A 7,957-nucleotide genomic window follows, 5' to 3' on the forward strand; every position below is an offset into this window, starting at 1 on the left:
TGGCGCGAAAGGTTGGAAATGTGGCAAAAAAAAGCTGTCCAGAGACAGCTTTTCGTCATTGGATCACGTAGTCGGTTTGGTCTACTTCAGACAATCGGAAGAAGCCCAACGCAAAATTGCCTTCGTCGGTTTGGTTTACGAGATTGCCGCGAACCGTTGCCGGAGCCGTTCCGAATGGGCCGCCGCTTCCGCCGGTCATAAGCAGCAATTTCGACATATAATCGTAATAGCGCTCCGAGATTCCGTAAAGGCGGATCCGCACGTTGTCACCGGCTGCGTTGCGATCTTCGCTGAAACTTTCGAAAGCCATATTGCCATTTATGAATTCGTCCGAAATCACCTCAAAATCAGGATACGGAATGGCCGGAGCGTCGAAACGCACGAGGTAGTGTTCGCCCGGAACCGGACTGTCCTGATAGAAAAACTTGACCTCGATCTCGTCGCCCAGAAAGCCGCCTTCGTTGTCCTGTTGGATGTTTTCGATCTCGGAAGTCGCGATCATCGTCTCGGAAGCGGTGTAAGTTTGTCCTTCGTGAACGATAGTCAAAACGTAACTCATCCCGATTTGCGCCACGAAATTCGTACACACATAATTTCCCGTGCCCGGATTTTCCACGAAATCGAAAACCTGCGAATTCGAATCGGTGATGAAAACGATCGCGCCCGAGACGTTCGGGACGTTTTGATCGTAATAGGCTGCGGTCGTGGTTAGTCTTATGGTCTGTTCCGCTCCGGAAGTTCCTTTGATCCAGTCGATAGAAGCGTCGACGACCAATTTTGGCGTTTGGGTGTCAAGGTCGACGTCGACGACTTCCTCGCATCCGTAAAACAAAAATGAAAGCAGCAATAAAAGTGCGGTTATATATCGCATGGCTTAGAATTTAAAGTTGTAGGTAACACTTGGGATTATCCCGAAAATTGACAGTCTCACGGCTTCATTTTGTCCGGTATCCTCATTTTGTCGAAAAGAGATTGACGCCGAATTCATGCGGTTATACAAATTGTAGACGCTGAAAACCCACTCGCTTTGCCAGCCTTTTTTCTTCTCGGGTCTTGGCGTGTAAGTCGCCGAAACATCCAAGTGGTGATAGGCCGGAAGTCGGTTTTCGTTTCTGAGTCCGTAACTCGGGATCTGGATGCCTTGGTATTCGTAATAACCGTTCGGATACGTCACAGGCTGGCCCGACTGCAAAGCGAAATTCGCGCCTAATGTCCATTTCTTGGCCAGATCGTAAGAAGCCGTGACGGCCAGATTGTGCAATTTGTCGTAGCCGGTTTTGTACCATTGGCCGTTGTTGATTCCGGGTTCGGAGGCATTTCTGCCCGGCGTTTGCTGTTCGGAACGCGACAATGTGTAGGAAATCCAGCCGTTCAACTTGCCCTTGTTCTTGCGCACGAGCAATTCGAATCCGTAAGCTCTGGCTTTTCCGGGAAGCACGATCTGTTCGATGGCCTCGTTGGCGATCAGGTCGGCTCCGTCAATGTAATCGACGCGGTTTTTGAGGGTTTTGTAAAACATTTCGGCTTCAAGCGAATAGGCGTCGTCCTTGAAATTCCGGAAATAACCCACAGCGAATTGGTCGAGCAATTGCGGTTTCAGATAATCGTCGGCGGGCGCCCAAACGTCAAGCGGAGTAGGCGAGGAAGTGTTCGAGATCAGGTGCAGGTACTGCGCCATGCGGTTGTAACTCGCCTTGACCGACTGATCGTCGTTGATCTGGAAAGCGATCGAGGCGCGAGGTTCGAGGTTGTTGAAATCGGCGATGGTTTCACCACGTCCGTACGATCTTGTTCCGATGGCGTCGGCCTTTTCGTAAATCTGCAAGGCTTGGTCGAAAACGACAGGTTGGTTGTTTGCATACAAATTCATTGTCTGCGCGCCCATTCGGTAGAACAAACTGTAGCGAAGCCCATAATTTATAGTGACTCGCTTGCCCAAAGATTGTTCGGCTTCGATGTAAAGCGCGGGCTCGACAGCATATTTCTGTTCCAATTGTCTTGCGTTGATTGCCGAATCGCGGCCCGAAGGCGTGATTTCCCCGGGATTGAAATCGTAATAAATCGCGTTGAGTCCGTAGAAAAGTCGGAAATCGCTCGAGAGATAGTGCTTGAAATCATACTTGAGATTGAAGTTCTTGATTCCGGAATCCCATTTGAATCCGATGTAATCGAGTTGCAAGCCGTAGTAATAATCCGAATAGATCATCGAAAGGTTCGTGAACAGCTTTTCGGAAAACAGATGATTCCAACGCAGGTTCAGGACCGAATTTCCGTAAGAATTCTTGAAATTGTCGCTGATGCGGAAGTTGTCGCGTCCAAAATAACCCGAAAGGAAAAGCTTGTTGTTGTCGTCGATCGAGTAACTCAGTTTGGTATTCAGATCGTAAAAGTTAGCCGAGTTGTCGTTGTCGGCAAGTTTCAGGAACAAATGGGCGTAAGAGGCGCGTCCGGCCACGAGGAACGAACCTTTCTCCTTTTTGATCGGACCTTCGGCCAGAAGTCGGCTCGAAATAAGCCCGATTCCGCCGCTGGCGTGGAATTCGCGATTGTTTCCTTCTTTCTGGTAGATGTCGAGAACAGAGGAAACGCGTCCGCCGTAGCGCGCCGGAATTCCGCCCTTGTACAATTTGAGGTCTTTGATCACATCGGAATTGAAAACCGAGAAAAATCCGAAAAGGTGAGACGAATTGTAGACAGTGGCTTCGTCCAAAAGGATCAGGTTTTGGTCTGCCGCGCCGCCTCGCACGTTGAATCCGGAAGCGCCTTCGCCCGCGTTGGTCACTCCGGGAAGTTGCAAAATCGACTTGAGCACATCGACTTCACCCAAAACGACTGGCATTTTCTTGATTTCGCCCACGGTGAGTTTGTTGACGCTCATTTCGGGTTTTCGGATGTTGGCACGAGGAACGTTTCCGTCAACGACAACTTCTTTGAGTTCCTGGGTCGAAGCCGACATCGACACGTTCTGTCGCATGTTCTTGTCGAGCGTGACGGTTTGGGTGAAATCGGCGAAACCGTAGTAGCTGATCTTTAGCGTGTAAGTGCCGGCCGGAAGCGAAATCGAGTAAAAACCGTACTCGTTCGTAACAGCGCCGGTCTTGGTCTCGACCACGTAAACGCTTGCGCCGATAAGGGTTTCATTCGTGTTTTGGTCAGCGACGGTTCCCGAAAGCGTAAAATTTTGTGCCTGGACAGCATGCGTGGCGAGCAGGCAAACGATCCATAAAAAGCAGTTCTTCATAGCGAATTAGATTGATTGATGACAAAAATAGTGCGGTGTTTGCACAAAATCGGCTTGGATTATAAAGCCGAACCTATTTGGATTTGGTTTTAAGTTGTTGTTGGTCAGTTTAGTACAGTATTTTGCTTTGCGAATTCGTTCGATTTTCGAAACTCGGTCGGCGTGAAGCCCGTTATTTTCTTGAAAGCCGTGTTGAAAGCAGTCTTGGAATTGAAGCCCGATTCAAAACCGATGGTCACGATCGTAAGTTGGTCGAAATTCGCGTCGGTCAGCAAAGTTTCAGCCTTTTTGACCCGGAATCTGTTGATGAAATTGAAGAAGTTCTCGCCTGTTCCGTTGTTGATCACGTACGATAGCTGATGCGTGGAAAGTTGCATGATTTCGGCCAGTTTCACCAGATTGAGTTCGCAGTCGAGGTAAAGCGATTCGGATTCGACTTTTCGGATAAGCTGTTTTTTGACCGAGAGCAATTCGTCGTCTTCCATCAATTTGGTCTTGCGCGAAAGTTCGTTTCCGGATGAGGTAGCCAACGCATCGGAAATCGGCAAGCCACGCGGGAAAATCTCCTTTTGGCGCACGCCGTAGAAAGCCACGAAATACACGACTGTCAGCATGTGCAGATTGATGTACACATTCAACGGCTGTCGCATCTTGAGGATTTTGTAAGTCAGTACGACGATCAGCGAAATCGCCAGCGAATAGATGATGTATTTGATCCAGCGCAAATCGATAGACTCGACTTCAGAAGCGAATTGCTCGATGTTTTTCCCGTGGCGCTTTATGGTGAGATAAGACAGGACGATATAAACGAACGAGTGGCTCTGCGAAAAAATGGTGTAGAAAAGGTCGCAGTCGTCCGAAGTCTTGCGAAACATCAAAAATCCGACGAAGACAATCGGAACAAGCAACATCAACAAATCGCGTAAAGACAATTTCAGTCGCGGATTGGCGTAAAACCGAATGCTCATCAGGAAAACGACGCCCGTAAGGAATTGGGCGACTTTCAAAGCGAACGAAAAGCCATAATTCCGATCGAGAAAACTTCGGTCTACCATATTGTCCAACCAGAAACTCGACCACAAAAGGCAGAACAATCCGAAGAAAAAATTGGCTTTGCGGTTTACCTGCAACACGTTGCTCATCTTTAGGAACGCCAAAAGCGCGAGGCCGCCGCCAATTAGGGTCGAGATCAGAAGATTGAAATCCATTTGGTTGTTCAGTTGGTTATTCTTAAACTTTCGATTTTGCAAAATCGTATGACGCGGGCAACTATTCACGCCTTTTAACAAAAATTACAGAATTTCTGTAATTGGGGTATTCTGCAGAATCCGAACTTTGCTTTTACGGGGAGGGGCTGGTACATCCCAACAAATTAAAATTTGGATCCGGTACAGAAAATCTGTAAAAATTGTTAAAGTTATTGTTGGAATAAAAGCAATTTTCATAGCATTTCTGGAATTTCAAGGCCTGGACATTAACAAAAAAGGCCATCCGAAGACAGCCTTTTGATATCCGTTTTTGAACGCTTACCTGACTTGCGCCAAAATCGTGTTAAAAGTCTCACTCGGACGCATCGCCTTGTCGGTCAAATCGTAATCCGGTTTGTAATAACCACCGATTTTTTGCGGTTGGCCTTGTGATGCGATCAACTCCGCGTCGATTTTCGATTCGTTCTCGGTCAACGCTTTTGCGATCGGTTCGAAAATTTTCTTCAAATCGGCGTCTTTGTTTTGGGCGGCCAATGCTTGTGCCCAATAAAGCGCGAGGTAGAAATGCGAACCGCGGTTGTCGATCTGGCCTACTTTTCTTGCCGGAGATTTGTCGTTTTCAAGGAATTTCTCGTTCGCGTTGTCCAAAGCTTCCGATAGCACAAGAGCTTTCGAGTTGTTTTGCGTCTGACCCAAATGCTCAAGAGAAACGCCAAGCGCGAGGAATTCGCCCAGTGAATCCCAACGCAGGTAGCCTTCTTCCACGAATTGCTCGACGTGTTTCGGTGCCGATCCGCCTGCTCCAGTTTCGAACAATCCGCCGCCGTTCATAAGTGGGACGATCGAAAGCATTTTGGCCGATGTGCCGAGTTCGAGAATCGGGAACAAATCTGTCAGATAATCGCGCAACACGTTTCCTGTAACCGAAATCGTGTCTTCGCCTTTGCGGATTCTGTCAAGAGAGAATTTCGTGGCGGCGACCGGATCGAGAATCTGGATGTCCAAACCATTCGTGTCGAAATCTTTGAGATATTCGTTTACTTTTTTGATGATTTCGCGGTCGTGCGCACGGTTTTCATCGAGCCAGAAAATGGCCGGCGTCTCTGACAATCTCGCGCGGTTCACCGCCAATTTTACCCAATCCTTGATTGGCGCATCCTTGGTTTGGCACATTCTGAAGATGTCGCCTTTTTCGACTTTTTGCTCGAAATAGACTTCGCCTTTGGAATCGAGCACTTTTACCGTTCCGTCGGCATCGGCCTGGAACGTTTTGTCGTGCGATCCGTATTCTTCGGCTTTTTGCGCCATCAATCCTACGTTTGGCACCGATCCCATTGTCTTTGGATCGAAAGCGCCGTGTTTTTTGCAGTCGTCGATCGTGGCCACGTAAACGCCTGCGTAACAACGGTCCGGAATGATCGCTTTGGTATCTTGTTGCTTGTTGTCCTTGTTCCACATTTGTCCCGAAGTCCTGATCATCGCCGGCATTGAAGCGTCGACGATCACGTCAGACGGCACGTGCAGGTTCGTGATTCCCTTGTCGGAATTCACCATGGCGATCGCCGGTCCGTTTTCGAACGCTGCTGTCAAAGCTGCTTCGACTTCGGCTTGTTCGGGCTGACCCGCGATTTTGGCGTACACGTCGCCAAGACCGTTTTTCGTATCGACTCCGAGTTTGGTGAAAAGGTCTTTGTATTTGGCGAAAACATCCGCAAAGAAAACATCGACGATCGCTCCAAAAATGATCGGGTCGGAAACCTTCATCATCGTCGCTTTGAGGTGAACCGAGAACAACACGCCTTTGGCTTTCGCGTCCTCAATTTCCTTGGACACGAATTCCTTCAAGGCGGAAAGGCTCAACACCGAAGAATCGATGATCTCGCCAGCCTGAACTTTCGAAGCGGCTTTCAGTTCTTTTTCAGATTGGTCGTTTCCGAAGAATTTGATCGTGAAAGTGTCATCTGCTTTTACCGTAACCGATTTCTCGCTGGCATAGAAATCACCCTGGCTCATGCTGGCGACATGCGTTTTGGAGTCAGATGACCAAGCGCCCATGGAATGCGGATGGCTTTTTGCATAATTCTTGACGGCCTTTGGAGCGCGGCGATCGGAATTTCCTTCGCGAAGCACCGGATTTACTGCCGATCCAAGCACTTTGGCATATTTGGACTTGATGGTTTTTTCTTCGTCGGTTTTTGGATCTTCGGGATAATCAGGTAGTGCGTATCCTAGTTTTTGAAGTTCCTTGATGACTTCCTTGAGTTGCGGAACGGAAGCCGAGATATTTGGCAATTTGATGATGTTGGCTTCGGGTGTCGTGGCCAACTGCCCTAATTCCTGCAAATCGTCGCTGATTCGCTGTTCCGGCTTGAGATAGTCTGCGAGGTTGGCGATGATTCGTCCGGCGAGTGAGATGTCGCGCGTTTCGACCGAAATTCCTGCGGGTGCCGTGAAGGCCTGGATAATGGGAAGAAGGGAATGGGTGGCGAGCATCGGAGCCTCGTCCGTGATGGTGTAGAGGATTTTTGCGTTATGTGACATTTTAGGTTTTGTTGGTTTGTAATACGGCCAGAAAAGGCACGGCTACAAATATAGGGAAACGGGTCGCTTTTGGTTGCAAAAATGATATACTATAACGTTGTATTTTGGAATTTTTCGGGATGAGGTTAAATTTTTCGGGATTTGACAATTGCTGGGTTTTTTATTGTCAATTTGGGTGTTTTTTGCCTCCGATTTTTTTAGGCCGCTTTTAGAAGAGTATTGCCTGAATTTTTGTTTCGTTTTTTCCGTCGCCGCTAACTTGCAGGTTTTTGCAACCTTTTAATTTTACAAAATTGGTAAAAACCGCGAATTCGCGAATTTACCCAGCGGCCGGATTTTAAATTCGCGAATTCGCGGTTTAATCATTTGTAGCGATAAAATTTCATTTCGTGTCGCTTTTGTTTTTGCCACAGATTGCCCTTGGCTAGTTCGCGTTGCTCGGGTCGTGTCCTGATTTTTTTAAGCCACCGAATTCACGAATTTTTCGGTTCGAGGTAACCTGCAAGGTTTTTACAACCTTGTAGGTTTTAAATAGAGACAACCGCAAATCATTTGTAGCGATAGGATTTCATTTCGTGTCGCTCTTTTTTTTGCCACAGATTGCCCTTGGCTAGTTCGCGTTGCTCGGGTCGTGTCCTGATTTTTTTAAGCCACGAATTCACGAATTTTTCGTTTCGAGGTAACCTGCAAGGTTTTTACAACCTTGTAGGTTTAAGTTAAGACAACCGCGAATTCGCGAATTCATCCAGCGGCCGAATTTTGAATTCGCGAATTCGCGGTTTAATCATTTGTAGCGATAGGATTTCATTTCGTGTCGCTCTTGTTTTTCCCACAGATTGCCTTTGGCCAGTTCGCGTTGCTCGGGTCGTGTCCTGATTTTTTTAAGCCACCGAATTCACGAATTTTTCGGTTCGAGGTAACCTGCAAGGTTTTTACAACCTTGTAGGTTTTAAATAGAGACAACCGC

At 47.8% G+C, this 7,957-nt stretch carries 4 protein-coding genes; all 4 read right to left on the minus strand.

Going from position 1 to position 7,957, the window contains the following annotated elements:
* Positions 1-55: 55 nt before the first annotated feature.
* The 4 genes from EOO49_RS16785 to EOO49_RS16800 all read right to left on the minus strand — a co-directional run bounded on the left by EOO49_RS16785 (position 56) and on the right by EOO49_RS16800 (position 6,990).
* A complete protein-coding gene (locus EOO49_RS16785) occupies positions 56-871 on the minus strand; it encodes a DUF4249 domain-containing protein (protein ID WP_290847802.1) in 816 nt (271 codons plus the stop codon).
* 3 nt (positions 872-874) lie between these two features.
* Positions 875-3,241 (minus strand): TonB-dependent receptor, encoded by a 2,367-nt coding sequence (locus EOO49_RS16790; RefSeq protein WP_290847804.1) that lies wholly within the window; start codon positions 3,239-3,241, stop codon positions 875-877.
* A 104-nt stretch (positions 3,242-3,345) separates the two neighbouring features.
* The gene (locus EOO49_RS16795) at positions 3,346-4,449 is read right to left on the minus strand and encodes an AraC family transcriptional regulator (protein WP_290847806.1); all 1,104 of its coding nucleotides are present in this window, start codon (positions 4,447-4,449) and stop codon (positions 3,346-3,348) included.
* A gap of 318 nt (positions 4,450-4,767) precedes the next feature.
* Entirely contained in the window at positions 4,768-6,990 is a 2,223-nt protein-coding gene (locus tag EOO49_RS16800; RefSeq protein ID WP_290847808.1) for an NADP-dependent isocitrate dehydrogenase, read from the minus strand.
* Positions 6,991-7,957: the final 967 nt, after the last annotated feature.

It is taken from the genome of Flavobacterium sp. (assembly GCF_004295795.1).
Taxonomy (GTDB): domain Bacteria; phylum Bacteroidota; class Bacteroidia; order Flavobacteriales; family Flavobacteriaceae; genus Flavobacterium.

What these genes read in the sequence shown, in the direction of transcription:
- EOO49_RS16785 (WP_290847802.1), bottom strand. Translation starts at nt 871, where the DNA reads ATGCGATATATAACCGCACTTTTATTGCTGCTTTCATTTTTGTTTTAC.
- EOO49_RS16790 (WP_290847804.1), bottom strand. Translation starts at nt 3,241, where the DNA reads ATGAAGAACTGCTTTTTATGGATCGTTTGCCTGCTCGCCACGCATGCT.
- EOO49_RS16795 (WP_290847806.1), bottom strand. Translation starts at nt 4,449, where the DNA reads ATGGATTTCAATCTTCTGATCTCGACCCTAATTGGCGGCGGCCTCGCG.
- EOO49_RS16800 (WP_290847808.1), bottom strand. Translation starts at nt 6,990, where the DNA reads ATGTCACATAACGCAAAAATCCTCTACACCATCACGGACGAGGCTCCG.